Here is a 15456-nt window from a genome sequence, read left to right as displayed (position 1 = left end):
CGCTATTCCTTGCGCGGAAGGCTGAGCCGGTAGACCCCCTTGAAATTGTCCGGGTCGACCGGCTTCCCCTTGCGCAGGATCGCGATCTTGCCGTCGCCGGCGAGCCGGACCGCGACCTTGCGCACGGGCTGCATGAGGGGCAGCCAATCGACCTCCGCCGCGTGGCCCGCGCTGCGCGCCGCTTCGGAAGGGCAGATGCTCTTGCCGGCTCCGCGCTCCTCGGTCATGCGCAGGATCGTCTGTTCGAGAGCTTCCTCGGAAACGCTCATGGGCGTTCCGCAGTCCAGCTTGCCGCTTCCAGAGATTCGGATGCGAATTGCCGCCGCCAGAGCACGATGGCGACGACCGACGTGGTGGCGATGAACGCGATCGGTCCGGCGAACCATCCCAGATAGGCGATCGCGAAGAAGAAGGCGCGCAGTCCGCGGTTGAAATTGCGCGCCGCCGCAATGTTCATGCGCGCCGCTCTCTGCACCGCCTGCTCGACCTCCGCCTCGTTGGGATGGCGCGGGGGCGGCATGACGCCGATCAGGATCGCTGCATAATTGAACAGGCGGTACGACCAGACCAGCTTGAAGAACGAATAAGTGAAGATCAGCGCGAGGCCGAGCACCTTGATCTCGAACACGGCCCGTGTCGTCGGCGCGGTGAACGGCACGGCGGCAAACAATTCGAGCGCCCGGTCCGCGACGCCAAGCGCCGACAGCGTGCCGCCGATAGCGATCAGCGAGCTCGATGCGAAGAAGGCCGTGCCATTCTGCAGACCGCCTATCAATTGCCCGTCGAGGATGCGGTTTTCGCGTCGATAGCACGCCCGCATCCATTCCAGCCGCGCCTCGTGCATGCGCACGTTCAGGCTGTTTCGGGAATGGCTGCTGATTTCCAGATAGGCGTAATAGGACAGCCAGCAGGACAGGAAAAATGCCAGCGAGGCATAGTCGAGCAGCGATATCTCGCTCATAGCAGGCCAAGCTCCCGCAATTCGAGCGCGAGGTGCGCGGGCAGATCGCCGCCTTCCGCCCCCTGGCGCAGATCGGAAGGCGCATCGTCTGCCGTCAGATAGCGCCAGCCCTGGAAGGCGCGGCGGGGGCGAGGATCGACCCGGATCATCTTCGGTTCCAGCACGATCTCGCATCGCGCGATTCCGTCGGTGCCGGTCACCGGCCGCAGCGCCAATATCCGCTGCCGGGCCAACATCGCGCCCTTGATGACCCAATAGAGCGAACCGCCGTCCAGGATCTCAGCCGCGCGGCTGGGCATCATGCGGGTGGTGTGGATCTGCTCCACCGGAACGCTCGCATGGCGCTTGCGCTCGAGCGTCTCCTCGATCCATTCCTCCATGTCCTCGCAGGACACGGCTCCCACACACAGTTTTTGCAGATGCAGCGGCATGCTCTTTCCTGCCGCGATGCGGACGCGGCGGCAAGGCCTGCTGTGGATAGATCAGACCTCGAACTGCGGAAGGGTCCAGGGTTCTGCGGCGGCCGCGCGGTTCCAGTCCTGCATCGCCGGCAGGTTCAGAACGCCATCCATATAGGCCCGATTTTCTGGGGCGACCTCGATTCCGTAGGTTTCGAAGCGGCTTACGACCGGCGCATAGAAGGCATCCGCGGCCGTGAATTGCCCGAACAGGAAAGGTCCGCCTGCACCGTAGCGGCCGCGCACGGCCGACCAGATCTCCTCGATCCGTGCGACGTTCTCCAACGCCTCAGGCGGCGCCTCGAAATCGGCAATACGCCGGCGCGCGTTCATGGTCAGCGCCTTGCGCAGGGGCACGAAGCCGGAATGCATTTCGGCGCAGATGGCGCGGGCCATCGCCCGCGCGTGCCGATCGGCCGGCCACAGCCCTCGCTCCGGGACGAGCTCGGCCAGATATTCGATGATGGCCAGCGAATCCCAGACCACGAACCCATCATCGTTCAGCGCGGGCACCTTTCCGGCTGGCGAATGGGAGAGGATCTGCTGCTTCGAACCCTCGATGTAAATCGGGATCACCACTTCCTCGAACGCGATGCCCGTCTGCTTCATGGCAAGCCATGGGCGCAGCGACCACGAGGAATAGTTCTTGTTGCCGATGATGAGCGTCAGGGACATCCCGGTCTCCGATGAAGGTGGTCCCGCATTGTGCGCATGGCGGGGTGCGGGAAAAGCGGATTTCGCTGATGCCAGCTATATCGGCCGATGATGGGTCAATGGGCGTCCGAGGGCACCGCCACATTGTCGATAAGCCGGGTGCCGCCGATGCGGGCCGCCACAAGAAGCCGGACCGGACCGTGATGGGGGCCTTCGATTGCCGTCAGGTCGTAAGCATGCCGGCCTTCGAGATAATCGACCGAGAAGCCGGCGTTCGTGACCGCCTCGCGCGCTTCCTGCAGAACGGTGTTCATCGGCGCGCCACCTCCGATCAAGGCAGCGCTGTCGACGAGAACGCGGTGGAGGATCGGCGCAACAGCACGATCCTCCGGCGACAGATAGGCGTTGCGGGAAGACAGAGCGAGGCCGTCGGCTTCCCGCACGGTTGGGCCGGAAACGACCTCGATGCCGAGATCGAGATCCTTCACCATCCGGCGCACGACCTGCAATTGCTGCCAGTCCTTCTCGCCGAAGATTGCGATGTCGGGGCGGGCCTGAAGAAAGAGCTTGGAGACGACCGTCGCGACGCCGCCGAAGAAATGGGGGCGTGCATCGCTTTCCAGTCCCAGCGCAGGCCCCGCGTCGGGAACGATCCGTGTGGCAAAGCCGGCCGGATACATCTCGTCGGCGGAGGGCGCGTAGATCAGGTCAACGTTTTCGACCGCCAGTTTCTGCGAATCGGCGTCGAGCGTTCGTGGATAGCGGCCGAAATCCTCGTGCGGTGCGAATTGTGTCGGGTTGACGAAGATGGAGACGATCACCCGGTCGGCCTTCGCTTTGGCAAGGCGCACCAGCGCCAGGTGGCCGTCATGCAGCGCACCCATGGTGGGCACCAGAGCGATGGTTTCCCCCACCGCGCGCCATCCGGCACCGGCGTCTCGAAGCTCGCTGCGGGTGTGCACGATTTTCGGATGCTCGGACATGCTGCTCTCCCTCAAGCCTCGGCACGCTCTATCAGAGACCAGGGCGGGGAACCAAGCGCTGCGAAACAGCGCCGAACGCGCAGAGCACACGCGCGTTCGTGATGTTGCGCCTGATGCCGGCTGCGGCCACATAGCTTGTATGGCAATTTCGAAGATGCCGTCGCGCGGCACCTCCCATGATTCTAGCTCCGTCGCTGCCTCGTCAAACCGCGAGGTCGAGGGCTTCCTGAAACAGGCACGTGAACTCGCCCCCTCGGAACGGAAGGGGCGTTTGGTCTTTGCGCTGGATGCCACGATGAGCCGGCAGCCGACCTGGGATCGTGCCTGCGCGCTGCAAAGCGAAATGTTCGACGAGGCGGCGGGTGCGGGTGGGTTGGCGATTCAGCTTGTCTATTTTCGTGGATACGGGGAATGCAAGGCCAGCCGGTGGCTCGACGATTCCCGCGCTCTGGCCGGCCTGATGTCGCGCATCGACTGCCGGGGAGGCCACACGCAGATCGGGCGGGTTCTGGCGTATGTCCGAAACACCGCGGAAGAATCACGTGTTGCAGCGTTTGTCTTCATCGGCGATGCCATGGAGGAGCGGCTGGACGATTTGTGCCAGATCGCCGGGCAGCTCGGCCTGCTCGGCATTCCGGCTTTCGTGTTTCAGGAGGGGCGTGACGTCGTGGCTGAAAATGCATTTCGCGAGATCGCTCGCCTGACGCGAGGTGCCTATGGCCGCTTCGATCAGGGCGCGGTGGAGGAATTGCGCCGCCTGCTTCGCGCGGCGGCCGCCTATGCCGCGCAGGGACGTGCCGGCCTCGAACGCCTTTCCCGCAATGATCCGGCGGCGCGCCTCATGCTGTCGCAGATGCGCTGATCCCGATGTACGCACTTCTTTTGGGGCTTGGCGCGCTCGGTCTTTTCCTGTGGGGACGGCGCGCCTTCGTCAACGCGAACCCTCAAACCCTCGCGCACAACATCCGGCTGGGCGGAGGTGTCCTCGCGGTGATCGCGGGTGCCGGATTGACGCTGCTGGGGCGAGGTGCTTTCGGCTTGCCGCTCATCCTGCTCGGCATCGGGTTGCTGAAACGCGTCGGAGGCTGGCGCTTTGCTGGGCGCACGAGCCGAAAGCCGGGAGGAACATCCCGGGTGCGGACCGGAATGCTGGAGATGGAACTCGATCTCGACAGCGGAGCGATGAGGGGACGGGTTCTGGCCGGTGAGCTTGCCGGCCGGGAACTCGACCAGCTGACACGAGACCAGCTCATCGGCCTCATGCGCGGCTTGGTCCACGCCGAACCGCAGGCGGCGTCGCTACTCGAAGCTTATCTGGACCGCCGCATGCCCGGCTGGCGTGAAGACCTGCAGGGCGACCCGGGTCCGCGGAGCCACGACACGGCGGGCCAGGGCCCGATGACCCAGGAGGAGGCGTACCAGATCCTGGGGCTTGATCCGGGGGCCGGCACGGCGGACATCCGCCGTGCGCATCGGGAGCTTATGAAGAAGCTCCATCCCGACCAGGGGGGCTCGAATTATCTCGCCAGCCGGGTCAACCAGGCCAAAGATGTGCTCACCCGCACTCAACGCTGAACTATCGGCGGTTGGCTGCATTGGTTTCACTCAGTTCTTGAGGGCGAAACAGGACAAGGAAGACCGCTTCAGGGCCTTGCAGGCCGCCTGTGCGGAGCGCTCGCTCAGGCCGGCAAAGCGGGCCCGGTAGAGCGTGACCTCGCCCTTGGTGACGGTCTCGGTGAACGATTCCGCCTTGGCGTCGATTTTGCGGATGGTCGGATGGGCGCGCTGGATCAGCGCCTCGGCCTTCGCCACATCGTCCGTCGCACCGATCTGGATCTGCCAGCCAGGACGCTGCGGCATCACAGCGGCCAGAGCGGCGTTGCTCTTCGTGGGCTGCTCGTCCGCGTAAGCGGAGACGGACGACCGGTTTCCGATCAAGCCTGCCTGAACGGGCTGCTCGATCTCGATCGGCTTGGCGCTTGCCACGTGCTGTGTGCGTGCGGATCCCGGCGTGGTGCCGCCCGTGGTGCGGGGTTCGGCGGAGGCGGTCGCGGCCGGTTGGCTGCCGACGACCCAACGCATGTCGTCCTGACCCGGAGTGGTGTGCGAGGCAACTTCGTTCGCCAGCGCGATACGGCGGGCGATCGCGTCCGGCGAGGGCGAAGACGCCGTCGAGGCACGCGCGGTCTGAACCGGCGTCGCTGCCGGTGCCGCGACCGGGGTGGGCACGGAAGCGGGCGTTGCAAGCGAAGCGGCGACGGCGGCAGCCACATGCGAGGGCATGGGCACGGGAACAGGAGCCGGCGTGGTGCGGGCCGTGGCAGTTGGTGCAGCAGCGGCTACCGCTAGGGTCGGCAGCGGCTCGTCACGTCCTGCGGCTTCGGCGATCAGCGGCGCCGAGCGGCGCGGAGACGCCTTGTCCATGTACGTGCTCACAAGCTTGCGCATCGCAGCGTCACGCGAGGCGCCGGACTTGCCGCCCAGAACCACGGCCACGATGCTGCGGTTACCTTCCTTCGCGGAGGTCAGGAGGTTAAAGCCCGAGGCCCGCACGAATCCGGTCTTGATGCCGTCGACACCCTTCATGCCTGTCACGAGCCGGTTATGGCTGCCGATGACGCGGCCCTTCCAGGTGAAGCTGCGGGTCGAGAAATACGGGAAATATTTCGGGAAGCGGTCCTGAATGGCGCGACCGAGAATCGCGAGGTCGGCGGCTGAGGTCACTTGGCGGTCATCGGGCAGACCCGATGCGTTGACATAAACCGTCGATCTCATGCCGAGCGAGCGGGCGCGGCGGGTCATGCGCTGGGCGAATGCGGCTTCCGAGCCCGAAAGGTTTTCGCCGATCGCGTAGGCCACGTCGTTCGCGGATTTCGTGACCAGCGCCTTGATCGCGTCCTCGACCTCGATCGTCTCACCCGGCCGCAGGCCGAGCTTGGAGGGGGACTGGCGGGCGGCGTTGGCGGAAATCTTCAGTTCGGAATCGAGTCTCAGCGAGCCGCGCTCAAGCTCCTCGAAGAGGATATAGAGCGTCATCACCTTGGTAAGCGAAGCCGGATGGCGCGTGGCGTCTGCCCGGTCCTCGAACAGGACCTTGCCCGTATTCGCATCGACCACGAGCGCGGCATAAGGCGGGTTGTAGCCACCGCCGGCCGCTTTTTTCGACTTCTGGGAAACCTCTTTGCGCTGCGCCGGCTTCTTCTTCGCAGCTTCGGACGGCGATCCGGACACGAAGGCCAGCACGAGCGCCGCGGAGAGCGCCCGCACGGCAAATCCCCATTTGGAAACGGCAACCTTACGCATACTCATTGTGATCCCCACACGTCCGATCCTCGCCCCAAGGATCGGCCTATCGCGTCCAGCCCCGACGCTCACGCCTCATTTTTCGTAGAATGCTGCTGTTGCGGTTACGGAGGGGTTAAACACAATCCGCAAAGCGACGAAACGAGTCCCGGACTGGGACCTCTTTGCAAACATCCCGAAAGCTTGATGGCCGACGCTGGCGGACGGGCTGGTGCGATCCTAGATTATCGTTGAAGCTCTTCCCAGGAGCGATGATTGATCCGCCCGGCGGATAGGGGATCAGGAACTGCCAGAGCAGATGACAGACAAATCGTTCGAGCGCGTGGTCGGGGCATCGCGACGCAATGATGACAACGGTGGCGGCACGGTGGTCGCCCCGAAGACGCGCTTCAAGACGAAGCGCCCAAGCCTGTACCGGGTGCTCCTGCTGAACGACGACTACACACCCATGGAATTCGTCGTCCATGTGCTGGAGCGCTTCTTCAACAAGAACCGTGAAGAGGCAACGCAGATCATGCTGCACGTTCACCAGAACGGCGTCGGCGATTGCGGCACCTTCACTTACGAGATTGCAGAGACGAAAGTGACGCAGGTTATGGACTTTGCGCGCCGTCACCAGCACCCTCTGCAATGCGTCATGGAAAAGAAATGAGGTTGCCTTGCCGACTTTCTCCCACAGCCTAGAGCAGTCTCTGCACCGCGCGCTGGCATTGGCCAATGAGCGCCATCACGAATACGCCACCCTCGAGCATCTTCTGCTGTCCTTGATCGACGACCAGGATGCGGTGGCGGTGATGCGGGCGTGCAGCGTCGATGTCGAGCAGCTGAAGCGCAACCTTGCCGAATATGTCGACGCCGAGCTCGACAATCTCGTGACCGATGGGCACGAGGATTCGAAGCCCACGGCCGGCTTCCAGCGGGTGATCCAGCGCGCGGTCATTCATGTTCAGTCGTCGGGCCGGGAAGAGGTGTCCGGCGCGAACGTGCTCGTCGCCATCTTCGCCGAGCGCGAGAGCCATGCCGCCTATTTCCTGCAGGAGCAGGACATGACGCGCTATGACGCCGTGAACTACATCAGCCATGGCATCGCCAAGCGCCCCGGCGCCAGCGACAGCCGCGCAAAGTCCGGCAGCGAGGACGAGCAGGCAACCTCCGGCGACGAGACGGCCAAGAAGAAGGCTGATGCGCTCGACACCTATTGCGTCAACCTCAACAAGAAGGCGCGCGACGGCAAGATCGACCCGCTGATCGGCCGTGATACCGAGATACAGCGGACCATTCAGATCCTGTGCCGCCGCCAGAAGAACAACCCGCTGTTCGTCGGCGATCCGGGCGTTGGCAAGACCGCCATCGCCGAGGGTCTCGCACGCCGGATCGTGCGTGGCGAGGTGCCGGATGTGCTGGAGGACGCAACCGTCTTCTCGCTCGACATGGGCGCGCTGCTTGCGGGCACCCGTTATCGCGGCGATTTCGAGGAGCGGCTGAAGCAGGTCGTCAAGGAACTCGAGAACACCCCCGGTGCCATCCTGTTCATCGACGAAATCCACACGGTTATCGGTGCGGGAGCGACCTCGGGCGGCGCCATGGATGCGTCGAACCTGCTGAAGCCGGCCCTGGCCAACGGCTCGCTGCGCTGCGTCGGCTCCACGACCTACAAGGAATACCGCCAGCATTTCGAGAAGGACCGCGCTCTGGTGCGGCGCTTCCAGAAAATCGACGTGGCCGAGCCGACGATTCCGGATGCGATCGAAATCCTGAAGGGCCTCAAACCCTATTACGAGAGCTTCCACCGCGTGCGCTTCACCAACGACGCCATCAAGGCGGCGGTGGAGCTGTCGTCGCGCTACATCCACGACCGCAAGCTGCCGGACAAGGCGATCGACGTGATCGACGAAACGGGCGCGTCGCAGATGCTGCTGCCGGAGAACAAGCGCAAGAAGACGATCGGCGTGAAGGAGATCGAGGCGGCGGTGGCTTCCATCGCGCGCATTCCTCCGAAGGCCGTCTCGAAGGACGACGCGGAGGTTCTGCGTCATCTGACCGGGAACCTGAAGCGGGTCGTCTATGGCCAGAACGAGGCCATTGATGCGCTGTCGGCTGCCATCAAGCTGGCGCGCGCCGGCCTGCGCGATGCCGAGAAGCCGATCGGCTCGTACCTGTTCTCGGGTCCGACCGGCGTCGGCAAGACCGAGGTGGCCAAGCAATTGGCCGATATCCTCGGCGTGCAGATGCTGCGCTTCGACATGTCCGAATATATGGAGCGCCACACGGTCTCGCGGTTGCTCGGCGCGCCTCCCGGCTATGTCGGCTTCGAGCAGGGCGGCCTGCTGACCGATGGCGTGGATCAGCATCCGCACTGCGTGCTGCTGCTCGACGAGATCGAGAAGGCCCATCCGGACCTCTACAACATCCTGTTGCAGGTCATGGATCACGGCAAGCTGACCGATCACAACGGCAAGACGGTCGATTTCCGCAACGTCATCCTCATCATGACGACGAATGCGGGTGCGTCCGACATGGCCAAGGAGCCGATTGGTTTCGGACGGAACCGTCGCGAGGGCGAGGACACGGAGGCGATCAACCGGCTGTTCGCGCCGGAATTCCGCAACCGCATCGACGCCATCGTGGCCTTTGCCCCGCTTCCGGCGGAAGTGGTGCAGCTTGTTGTCGAGAAGTTCGTGCTTCAGCTGGAGGCCCAGCTGGCCGATCGCGGCATCACGATCGAGCTCAGCGACGAGGCCCGCGCCTGGCTGGCGGAGAAGGGCTACGACCCACAGATGGGCGCACGCCCACTGGCCCGCCTCATCCAGGAGACGATCAAGAAGCCGCTGGCGGAGGAGGTTCTGTTCGGCAAGCTCGTCAGCGGCGGTGCGGTCAAGGTGGTGCTGGAAGGCGTCGGCACGGATCGCAAGCTCGGCTTCGAGTTCCCCGCCGGTCGCGTGGAGAAGCCGAAGGCCGAGCCGGTGGTGCGCGAGCCGCGCGCCGCTGAACCGCCGGCAAAGCCCGAGCCAAAGCCGCGCGCACGGCGTGCGCCAAAAGTGCCGACCGAGGAATAATGAAAAAGCCCCGCTTCGGCGGGGCTTTTTTATGAGGCTATCGAACGACGACCGGGTTTTTAGTCGGCCGCTAGCGCCTCCCGGATTCGTTCCGCGTGTCCGGCCAGCACGTCCGGCTTGGCCATTTCCCCGGAATGCGGGCGCAGCGGCACTCCGGCCTTTCGCGGCAGGATGTGGAAGTGCAGGTGGAACACCACCTGTCCGCCAGCTTCCTCATTGAATTGCTGGATGGTGAATCCGTCGGCGTCCATGGCCTCCACGGCCGCGCGGGCGACATTTTGCACCACGCCCATGACGTAACCGAGATCCTCCGGCGGGCAATCGAGCAGATTGCGGGCAGGGTGCTTAGGGATGACCAGAACATGACCGTCCACCCGCGGCATCACATCCATGAAGGCGAGAGCACGATCGTCTTCATAGATCTTGTGCGAGGGAAGCTCGCCACGCAGGATCTTGGCGAAGATGTTGGTCGGATCGTACTCAGCCATGTGGGCGGTTCCTCTCGTTCACTGCGAGCGTCTTTTTTTGATGCAGCGTTCTAGACGCGGGGAAGGTGATCTTTCTATGGCGGGGCGAACGCCTTCAGATCCAGATTTTGCTGTTCGGTGGGATGCTTGAAAGGCGTCTCGGAGTCGAGAGCCGCGCAGGCCTGGCGGATTTCCAGCCGCTCCCGCGCCAGATAGTCCTCGGCCGCGTGCTCCAGACCGGAATGGGCAAACAGATGCGCCGAATGGGTGAGATTGGGGCGATAGCCGCGTGCGAGCTTGTGGCCGCCCTGCGCTCCGGCCTCCACACGCTTCAGCCCATGAGCCAGCGCGAAATCGATCGCCTGATGATAGCACACTTCGAAATGAAGGAAGGGATGCTCCTCGACACACCCCCAATAGCGGCCGAACAGGGTGTCTCCGCCGATCAGATTCAGCGCTCCGGCTACCGGCACATCGCCGCGCATGGCGAAGACCAGCAGCACGTTGTCGGCCATCGTCGTGCCGATCTGGCTGAAGAAGCGGCGAGTGAGGTAGGGCTGCCCCCATTTGCGGGAGCCCGTGTCCTGATAGAACTGCCAAAAGGCATCCCAATGCGCCTCTTGGAGGTCTGCCCCGGTGATCCAGCGGATCGTCAACCCATCGGCTAGCGCATCCCGCCGTTCCCTCTTCACCGCCTTGCGCTTGCGCGAGGGCATGGCCGCCAGAAAGTCGTCGAAGCTGGAAAAGCCGTCATTGCTCCAGTGAAACTGGATGTCGTCTCGCGCGAGGAAACCGAGCCCGGTTTCCACCGCCACGGCCTGTTCCTCTTCCGTCATGAACGTGATGTGCACGGATGAGGCCTCGACCGTCCGCATCAGGCTGGCCAGGCCTTGCAGCAATGCAAGCCGTGCCTGGTCGTGATGCGGGCCTGGTCGAACGAGCAAGCGACGGCCCGTTGCGGGCGTGAACGGCACGCTGAGCTGAAGCTTCGGGTAATAATTACCGCCAGCCCGTTCCAGCGCGTCCGCGAAGACGTGGTCGAACACGTATTCGCCTTGCGAATGTCCCTTCGCATAAACGGGCGCGACGCCCAGAAGCACGCCCGTGTCGTCTTCGACCGCCAGATGTGCCGGCGTCCAGCCGGTGTGGCGGCCTACCGATCCGCTGTCCTCCAGCGCGCTCAGGAATTCGTGGGAGATGAAGGGGTCATAGGCGGGCGCAAGGCTCGCCTCCGCTCCGGACGGAAACTGGCCGGGATTGGCGCAGGCGTTCCAGGCGGCGGCCTCGATCGATGCGATTGAGGGCAGGAGGTTCACGCGAAGCGCGGCCCGTCCCGGAGGGATGTTCGGCATGCGCCTTATCTAAGCCATCCGCCCCGTACGCCAAGGCGGGATCTCGGATCGGAACGAGGCATTTTCAAAGATCTCAGCTGACGGGCGGTCGACGACCGGCGCCACCGCCAGCCGAGATCAGAATTTCAGACGATCTCGAAGATCGCCTCCACCTCGACCGCCGCGCCGAACGGCAGAGCGGCAACGCCGACGGCCGAACGGGCGTGCCGACCCTTGTCACCCAGCACGTCGACGAAGAAATCGGACGCGCCGTTCACCACCTTCGGCTGGTCTCCGAATGAGGATGCCGACGCCACGAAGCCGACAACCTTCACGAGCCGCACCACGCGTTCCAGATCGCCGCCCAGCGCGCTTCTCGCCTGTGCCAGCACGTTGATCGCACACAGCCGTGCCGCTTCCCGCGCCGCCTCGATCTCCACCCCGGCGCCGAGCTGACCCTTCAGGGTGATGCCGTCTGCATTCATCGGCAGCTGGCCGGAAATGAAGAGCTGATTGCCAGTCCGGACGGCCGGCACGTAGTTCGCGGCGGGCGGCGTCGGGTTCGGCAGATCCACACCGAGCTCGGCAAGGCGCTTTTCGATGGTTCCAGTCATGTCGGCTCCCTCTGATGAGACCGCTGTCATCGCCCAGCAGAACCGTTCCGGCAAGCATGTCCGGGCTGCTTGATGCCGCATATTCGCTCATTGCATGGGGGAAGGGCGCCCGATATCGTCCGGCGCATGGTCGTCATCGCTCCATCCTCCGTGCGCCGCAGCCGCGCCGCGTCTGCTGCCGCTCTCGTTTTGCTGGCCGCTGCATTCGTGCCGGCGCCGAGCCGGGCCGAAAGCGCAATCGTCTCCGTGGACGTGCTGACGCCGCACCGCGCCGTCTACGATCTCAGCCTCGTCCAGGCGCGCGGCCGCGGCGGCGTGCAGGCCATTTCGGGGCGCCTCGTTTATGAATTTGTCCGGCGTGATTGCCGCTCGATCCTGACCTATCGGCAGGTGATGTCGATGGCGAGCGGGGAGGGCAACAGCAATGTGCTCGATTTCCGCTCCGTCACCGACGAGACGGACGATTCCAAAGCCTTCAGTTTCGACACGCAGAGCACTCTGTCCGACCAGGAGCAGCCCTCCATCAAGGGCGCCGCGAAAAGGCTGCGCGACAAGATCGAGGTGACGCTGCAAAAGCCTGCTTCACGCAAGACGGATGTCGCCGCCGCAAGCCTCTTTCCGACGGAGCATCTCCGCCGCCTTCTGGCGGAAGCCCGCGCCGGTGCGTTCATCGTCGAAGCCGATGTGTTCGATGGTGGTGAGCCGGGCGACGTGGCGAGCCCCTCCGTCGCCTTTATCGGCAAGGTCCGCGAGCCGGGCGGAGAGGCGACGCCGCCCGATGCGCAATTGGCGGGCAAAAAGTTCTGGCCGGTGTCGGTGAGCTATTTTGAGCCGGGCTCCGCGCCATCCGAGGAGACGCCGAAGTTCATATTCGGCGTCGATCTTTATGAAAATGGAATCGCCGGGGCTCTCCGTCTCGATTACGGGGAATTCACTCTATCGGGCAAATTGACCGAGCTGGATATCCTGCCTGCGGGTGCCTGCGCCACCCGGTCGGGCGGATAATTACCTCCGGTATTATACTCATAACAATTCCAGAAAATCGCTCAACTTATTGATCCAACTCAATGCTGTCTCCGCCTGTGCACTTAATCTTTGTGCTGGCTCAAATACGGAGACGAGACCATGAGATGGGAACGTTTGGCGACGGTAGCCGTCGCGGCTTTGATGGCGGGCGCCGCCTATGCGCAGAATGCGCCATTCCCGGCGTCTGACGTCGATGCCTTGCGCTCAGGTGCGCTGGAAATGTTCAAGCCGCTGCCGACCGTGCAGCCGGTGCCGGCGAACAATCCCATCACGCGCGACAAGGTCGAGCTCGGCAAGATGCTGTTCTTCGATCCGCGCATTTCGTCGAGCCATCTTCTGAGCTGCAACACCTGCCACAATGTCGGCATCGGTGGTGTCGACGGGCTTGAAACCTCGGTGGGCCACGGCTGGCAGAGGGGTCCGCGCAATGCCCCCACGGTGTTCAATTCGTTCTTCAACGTCGCCCAGTTCTGGGACGGGCGTGCCGAAGACCTTCGCACCCAGGCGAAGGGGCCGATCCAGGCGGCGGTCGAGATGAACGCGACACCCGAGCGTGTTCTTGCCGTGCTCAAGAGCATGCCGGAATATCATGAGCGCTTCAAAGTGGCGTTCCCGGGCGAGGACGATCCGATCACCTTCGACAACGTCGCCAAGGCGATCGAAGTGTTCGAGGCGACCCTCATCACGCCCGGCTCCAAGTTCGACCAGTTCCTCGAAGGCAATGTCGCGGCTCTGAACGACAAGGAGAAGCAGGGTCTGCGCCTGTTCATCGACAGCGGGTGCGCGTCCTGCCACAACGGCGTCAACGTTGGCGGCGGCGATTATTTCGCCTTCGGCGTCGTCGAGCGTCCCGGCGCCGAGATCCTGCCGCTGAACGACAAGGGCCGTTTCGCGGTCACCGAGACGGCGAGCGATGAATATGTGTTCCGCGCGCCGTCGCTGCGAAATGTCGCGCTGACGGCGCCGTATTTCCATACCGGCAAGGTGTGGGATCTGGAGCAGGCGGTCGAGATCATGGGCACGTCGCAGCTCGGCGCCGAGTTGAACAAGGAGCAGGTCGGCGCGATCGTGGCCTTCCTCCACACGCTGACCGGCGAGCAGCCCAAGGTCGATTATCCGATGCTGCCCCCGAATTCGGCGACCACGCCGCGTCCCGAACTGATGACGCCGGCGGCTGCCACTCAGGTTAAGGAGTAATCCTGAGTTTCGGATCGGTCGGTTCGTCGTCAGGATGCACCGACCGATCCTCTGAGTATCAGGCTCATCATGATGCAGACCGACATGGCCCGTCTCGCGACCGTTCGTGTCCCGCGTTACACGTCCTATCCCGCCGCGACGGAGTTCGGGCAGACCGACGAGGACGTGTACCGGAGCTGGCTCAGCGAGCTCTCACCGGTTATGCCGGTGTCGCTCTATCTGCACGTGCCGTTCTGCGAGGAGCTGTGTTCGTATTGCGGCTGCAACACCCGCGTGGTGCGCCATCCGGAAATCATCGAGCGTTACGCGCAGCGTCTCCAGGTCGAGATCGACATGGTGGCCGATTGCCTGCCGGGCCGCATGCAGGTCTCTCACATCCATTGGGGCGGCGGAACGCCGACGGCCTTGGGTGCGAAACTGTTCGAGAACGTGCTCGACGTTCTGCACGCCCGTTTCGACATTCTGGATGATGCCGAACAGGCCATCGAGATCGATCCGCGCCGCATCGAGCGTTCGCTCGTTCAGGCTCTCGCCCGGCTGGGTGTGAACCGGGCCAGCCTTGGCGTTCAGACGTTCGACCCTGAAGTCCAGCAGGCCATCGGCCGCGTTCAGAGCTATGATTGCGTCACCTCGGTCGTGGATTGGCTGCGCGATGCCGGCATCGGCTCCATCAGCTTCGATCTCATGTACGGGCTGCCCCGCCAGACGGTGGCCAAGACCGTTGAAACCATCGCACAGGTGGTCGAGCTCGCGCCGAGCCGCGTCTCGACGTTCGGCTACGCCCACGTGCCATGGGTGAAGAAGAACCAGGCCCTGATCGAGGAAACGGCGCTGCCGGAAGCCGAAGAGCGCTTCAACCAGATGATGGCGCTCCGCACGACCTTGATGGACGCGGGTTATGCAGCCGTGGGCTTCGACCATTTCGCGTTGCCGAGCGATACCTTGGCGAAGGCCAGTGTCGAGGGAAAACTGCGGCGGAATTTCCAGGGTTATACGACCGACACGTCGCCGGCTTTGATCGGCTTCGGATCCTCGGCCATCGGCTGTCTTCCGCAGGGTTACGCGCAGAACACGGCGGACGTTCGCCGCTATCAGGACCTGATCGCCGCCGGGCAGCTCGCGGTGACGCGCGGCCGGGCTGTGACCGATGAGGATCGCCGGCGTGGGCACCTGATCGAAAAGGTGCTGTGCCGCGGCTATGTCGATCTCGAATCCGATCTGTCGCCGGACTTGCAGGAGCAGGTTCGTTCCGAGGTCGGCCCGCTGGAGGCGCAGGGTCTGGTCGAGATGCACGGTCAGCGCATCTGCCTCACCGAGGATGGCTGGCCGTTCGCCCGCCTTGTGGCCGCGGCGTTCGACGCCTACCGGGACGACACCTCCATGCGGCACAGCCTGGCGGTCTGAGG

Annotated in this window: 16 protein-coding genes; 7 read left to right on the top strand and 9 right to left on the bottom strand. The window is 64.0% G+C overall.

What is annotated here, in order from left to right; genetic code table 11:
* Positions 1–2: 2 nt before the first annotated feature.
* The 5 genes from ACQ6S1_RS02915 to panC form a co-directional block, all read right to left on the bottom strand.
* Positions 3–269, bottom strand: a complete 267-nt coding sequence (locus ACQ6S1_RS02915) for a DUF3253 domain-containing protein (RefSeq protein ID WP_445039651.1) — start codon at positions 267–269, stop codon at positions 3–5.
* Positions 266–961, bottom strand: coding sequence for a DUF599 domain-containing protein (locus ACQ6S1_RS02910; protein ID WP_445039650.1), 696 nt, complete (start codon positions 959–961; stop codon positions 266–268). The genes ACQ6S1_RS02915 and ACQ6S1_RS02910 overlap by 4 nt, the downstream gene beginning before the upstream one ends.
* Positions 958–1392, bottom strand: a complete 435-nt coding sequence (locus ACQ6S1_RS02905; protein ID WP_445039649.1) for a DUF1489 family protein — start codon at positions 1390–1392, stop codon at positions 958–960. Before ACQ6S1_RS02905 ends, ACQ6S1_RS02910 begins: the two co-directional genes overlap by 4 nt.
* Before the next feature lie 51 nt (positions 1393–1443).
* Positions 1444–2094: a glutathione S-transferase family protein gene (locus ACQ6S1_RS02900; RefSeq protein WP_445039648.1), complete on the bottom strand. Its 651-nt coding sequence runs from the start codon at positions 2092–2094 to the stop codon at positions 1444–1446.
* Positions 2095–2189: 95 nt separating this feature from the next.
* The gene (panC, locus tag ACQ6S1_RS02895) at positions 2190–3056 is read right to left on the bottom strand and encodes a pantoate--beta-alanine ligase (RefSeq protein WP_445039647.1); all 867 of its coding nucleotides are present in this window, start codon (positions 3054–3056) and stop codon (positions 2190–2192) included.
* A 295-nt stretch (positions 3057–3351) separates the two neighbouring features.
* Here panC and ACQ6S1_RS02890 point away from each other — a divergent pair, with 295 nt between their 5' ends.
* Together ACQ6S1_RS02890 and ACQ6S1_RS02885 are read left to right on the top strand one after the other, a co-directional pair.
* The gene (locus ACQ6S1_RS02890; RefSeq protein ID WP_445039646.1) at positions 3352–3918 is read left to right on the top strand and encodes a vWA domain-containing protein; all 567 of its coding nucleotides are present in this window, start codon (positions 3352–3354) and stop codon (positions 3916–3918) included.
* Positions 3919–3923: 5 nt separating this feature from the next.
* Entirely contained in the window at positions 3924–4631 is a 708-nt protein-coding gene (locus ACQ6S1_RS02885) for a DnaJ domain-containing protein (protein ID WP_445039645.1), read from the top strand.
* Positions 4632–4661: 30 nt separating this feature from the next.
* Here ACQ6S1_RS02885 and ACQ6S1_RS02880 read toward each other — a convergent pair whose 3' ends face one another.
* Positions 4662–6365: a serine hydrolase gene (locus tag ACQ6S1_RS02880; RefSeq protein ID WP_445039644.1), complete on the bottom strand. Its 1704-nt coding sequence runs from the start codon at positions 6363–6365 to the stop codon at positions 4662–4664.
* A 292-nt stretch (positions 6366–6657) separates the two neighbouring features.
* On the opposite strand from ACQ6S1_RS02880, the gene clpS reads away from it, so the two are divergent.
* Positions 6658–7011 (top strand): ATP-dependent Clp protease adapter ClpS, encoded by a 354-nt coding sequence (clpS, locus tag ACQ6S1_RS02875; protein WP_445039643.1) that lies wholly within the window; start codon positions 6658–6660, stop codon positions 7009–7011.
* A 7-nt stretch (positions 7012–7018) separates the two neighbouring features.
* Positions 7019–9415, top strand: a complete 2397-nt coding sequence (clpA, locus tag ACQ6S1_RS02870; RefSeq protein ID WP_445039642.1) for an ATP-dependent Clp protease ATP-binding subunit ClpA — start codon at positions 7019–7021, stop codon at positions 9413–9415.
* 59 nt (positions 9416–9474) lie between these two features.
* Here the strand turns inward: clpA and ACQ6S1_RS02865 are convergent, their stop codons facing one another.
* From ACQ6S1_RS02865 to ACQ6S1_RS02855, 3 genes are all read right to left on the bottom strand, one after another.
* A complete protein-coding gene (locus ACQ6S1_RS02865) occupies positions 9475–9903 on the bottom strand; it encodes an HIT family protein (protein ID WP_445039641.1) in 429 nt (142 codons plus the stop codon).
* A 74-nt stretch (positions 9904–9977) separates the two neighbouring features.
* On the bottom strand, positions 9978–11234 hold the full coding sequence (locus ACQ6S1_RS02860) for a GNAT family N-acetyltransferase (RefSeq protein ID WP_445039640.1): 1257 nt from the start codon (positions 11232–11234) through the stop codon (positions 9978–9980).
* Positions 11235–11359: 125 nt separating this feature from the next.
* Positions 11360–11827: a RidA family protein gene (locus tag ACQ6S1_RS02855; RefSeq protein ID WP_445039639.1), complete on the bottom strand. Its 468-nt coding sequence runs from the start codon at positions 11825–11827 to the stop codon at positions 11360–11362.
* 126 nt (positions 11828–11953) lie between these two features.
* On the opposite strand from ACQ6S1_RS02855, the gene ACQ6S1_RS02850 reads away from it, so the two are divergent.
* The 3 genes from ACQ6S1_RS02850 to hemN all read left to right on the top strand — a co-directional run bounded on the left by ACQ6S1_RS02850 (position 11954) and on the right by hemN (position 15454).
* Positions 11954–12832, top strand: a complete 879-nt coding sequence (locus ACQ6S1_RS02850; RefSeq protein WP_445039638.1) for an EipB family protein — start codon at positions 11954–11956, stop codon at positions 12830–12832.
* A gap of 120 nt (positions 12833–12952) precedes the next feature.
* Positions 12953–14050, top strand: a complete 1098-nt coding sequence (locus ACQ6S1_RS02845; RefSeq protein WP_445039637.1) for a cytochrome-c peroxidase — start codon at positions 12953–12955, stop codon at positions 14048–14050.
* 69 nt (positions 14051–14119) lie between these two features.
* Positions 14120–15454, top strand: coding sequence for an oxygen-independent coproporphyrinogen III oxidase (hemN, locus tag ACQ6S1_RS02840; protein ID WP_445039636.1), 1335 nt, complete (start codon positions 14120–14122; stop codon positions 15452–15454).
* Positions 15455–15456 lie beyond the last annotated feature (2 nt).

It is taken from the genome of Terrihabitans aquatilis, assembly GCF_052542005.1.
This window is presented reverse-complemented; position numbering and strand designations above follow the sequence as displayed.

Coding starts and splice junctions, on each gene's coding strand:
- ACQ6S1_RS02880 (WP_445039644.1), bottom strand. CDS start 6,365: ATGAGTATGCGTAAGGTTGCCGTTTCCAAATGGGGATTTGCCGTGCGG.
- ACQ6S1_RS02885 (WP_445039645.1), top strand. CDS start 3,924: ATGTACGCACTTCTTTTGGGGCTTGGCGCGCTCGGTCTTTTCCTGTGG.
- ACQ6S1_RS02900 (WP_445039648.1), bottom strand. CDS start 2,094: ATGTCCCTGACGCTCATCATCGGCAACAAGAACTATTCCTCGTGGTCG.
- ACQ6S1_RS02850 (WP_445039638.1), top strand. CDS start 11,954: ATGGTCGTCATCGCTCCATCCTCCGTGCGCCGCAGCCGCGCCGCGTCT.
- clpS (WP_445039643.1), top strand. CDS start 6,658: ATGACAGACAAATCGTTCGAGCGCGTGGTCGGGGCATCGCGACGCAAT.
- ACQ6S1_RS02860 (WP_445039640.1), bottom strand. CDS start 11,234: ATGCCGAACATCCCTCCGGGACGGGCCGCGCTTCGCGTGAACCTCCTG.
- ACQ6S1_RS02890 (WP_445039646.1), top strand. CDS start 3,352: ATGAGCCGGCAGCCGACCTGGGATCGTGCCTGCGCGCTGCAAAGCGAA.
- panC (WP_445039647.1), bottom strand. CDS start 3,056: ATGTCCGAGCATCCGAAAATCGTGCACACCCGCAGCGAGCTTCGAGAC.
- ACQ6S1_RS02855 (WP_445039639.1), bottom strand. CDS start 11,827: ATGACTGGAACCATCGAAAAGCGCCTTGCCGAGCTCGGTGTGGATCTG.
- ACQ6S1_RS02905 (WP_445039649.1), bottom strand. CDS start 1,392: ATGCCGCTGCATCTGCAAAAACTGTGTGTGGGAGCCGTGTCCTGCGAG.
- ACQ6S1_RS02910 (WP_445039650.1), bottom strand. CDS start 961: ATGAGCGAGATATCGCTGCTCGACTATGCCTCGCTGGCATTTTTCCTG.
- ACQ6S1_RS02865 (WP_445039641.1), bottom strand. CDS start 9,903: ATGGCTGAGTACGATCCGACCAACATCTTCGCCAAGATCCTGCGTGGC.
- hemN (WP_445039636.1), top strand. CDS start 14,120: ATGATGCAGACCGACATGGCCCGTCTCGCGACCGTTCGTGTCCCGCGT.
- ACQ6S1_RS02915 (WP_445039651.1), bottom strand. CDS start 269: ATGAGCGTTTCCGAGGAAGCTCTCGAACAGACGATCCTGCGCATGACC.
- ACQ6S1_RS02845 (WP_445039637.1), top strand. CDS start 12,953: ATGAGATGGGAACGTTTGGCGACGGTAGCCGTCGCGGCTTTGATGGCG.